The sequence below is a fragment of the Aquipuribacter hungaricus genome, assembly GCF_037860755.1.
Lineage (GTDB): Bacteria > Actinomycetota > Actinomycetes > Actinomycetales > JBBAYJ01 > Aquipuribacter > Aquipuribacter hungaricus.
The window spans coordinates 1-1,664 of the sequence record NZ_JBBEOI010000404.1 but is presented as its reverse complement, the minus strand read 5'-3'; the positions used below and the strand labels follow the sequence as shown (position 1 = coordinate 1,664).

Sequence of the window (1,664 nt, the reverse complement as noted above, 5' to 3'; positions counted from 1 at the left end):
CCCCGGTCCCCGGCCTCCCGGAGCGCCCGGGCCCGCCGTCCTCGCCCGACGTGGCGACGCTCGACCCGGGACCGCTGCCGCACCCGGAGCCCGGGCCGGACCCGCTCGCCGGCCCGGCGCCGTCGGTCGACCTGCTCGTCGTCGGGGCGGGGCCGGTCGGGCTGTACGCCGCCTACTACGCCGGCTTCCGCTGCATGACGGTCGCGCTCGTGGACTCCCTGCCCGAGCCCGGCGGGCAGGTCACCGCGATGTACCCCGAGAAGATGATCTACGACGTGGCCGGCTTCCCCGAGGTCCGGGGCCGCGACCTGGTCACGGGGCTCGTGCAGCAGGCCGCCCGGTACGGACCGGCCTACCTGCTGGGCTCGCAGGCCCGCGACCTCGTCGACGAGCCGGACGGCGACGGCCTGCTCGTCAGCCTCGCCGACGGCCGCGCGGTGCGGGCGCGGGCGCTGCTCGTCACGGCGGGCATGGGGGAGTTCACGCCCAAGCCGCTGCCGGCCGGGGAGGGCTGGCTCGGTCGCGGCCTGGTCCACTTCGTCCCCCGGCCCACCGAGCTGGCCGGGCGGCGGGTCGTCGTGGTCGGGGGCGGGGACTCGGCGTTCGACTGGGCGCTCATGCTGGCGCCGCTGGCGGCGGAGGTCACGCTCGTGCACCGCCGCGACGCCTTCCGCGCCCACGCCGGCACGGTGGCCGCGGTCCGCGCCCTGGGCGTGCCCGTGCTCGGCGGCTACGAGGTGACGGCGCTGGCCGCCGGCCCGGACGGCACGCTCGCCGGGCTGACCGTCGAGGGGCGGCTGCCGACCACGCGGGGGGAGCGGCACGAGCTGCTCGCCGACACGGTGGTCGCGGCGCTCGGTTTCCACGCCGACCTCGGCCCGCTGGTCGGCTGGGGGCTGGAGCTGGACCACCGGGCCGTGGTCGTGGACTCGCGGATGGCCACGTCGCGGCCCCGGGTCTACGCCGCCGGCGACGTCTGCACCTACCCGGGCAAGGTCAAGCTCATCGCGACGGGGTTCGGCGAGGCGGCCACCGCGGTCAACAACCTCGCCGTCGACCTCGACCCGGCCGCGCACGTGTTCCCCGGGCACTCCAGCGGGCTCTGACCCCGGGCGGCGGGGCCGCGCGGCTCAGCGGGGCATGCGGACGGTGGACAGCCACACGGTGGTCGTGCCGTCGCCGTCGGCGAGCAGGACCGAGCGCTGCACGTCGTAGTCCCCGGCCTTCGAGGCGCCGCAGGTGCCCAGCACGCCGGCCGGCTCGTCGACCAGACCCCAGCGGTCCAGCTCGGCCGGGCTGAGCCCGGACGGGCCGACGGGCAGCCGTCCGGCCAGCTGGTCGCACAGTTGCAGGCCCCCATCGGGGGTCGTGGTGAGCACCAGCAGGTAGGTCGTCGCGCCGTCGGGGTAGGGGCCGGCCGTGGCGACGAGCGTCTGCGCGGCGTCCGGCGGGGTGAGGCCCGACAGCTTCCAGGCGCGTGCGGCGACCTCCGCGTGGCTCCAGACCTCCTCTGCCGGGAGGGGCGGACCCGCCGGGCCGACGAGCCGGTCGACGGGGTCGTCGGCGCGCCCGGCGCGGTCCCCGGAGCCGGCGCGGTCCCCGGAGCCGGCGCGGTCCCCGGAGCCGGCGCGGTCCTCGGGGCCGGCGCGGTCGGCGGGGCTGCT

The 1,664-nt window shown here is 78.4% G+C and carries 2 protein-coding genes; one reads left to right on the top strand and one right to left on the bottom strand.

What is annotated here, in order from left to right; genetic code table 11:
- Nucleotides 1–1,106, top strand: a 1,106-nt coding sequence (locus tag WCS02_RS20170) for an NAD(P)/FAD-dependent oxidoreductase (protein WP_340296094.1), incomplete at its 5' end; no start/stop codon positions are given.
- 24 nt (nucleotides 1,107–1,130) lie between these two features.
- Here the strand turns inward: WCS02_RS20170 and WCS02_RS20165 are convergent.
- Nucleotides 1,131–1,664, bottom strand: a 534-nt coding sequence (locus WCS02_RS20165) for a hypothetical protein (protein ID WP_340296093.1), incomplete at its 5' end; no start/stop codon positions are given.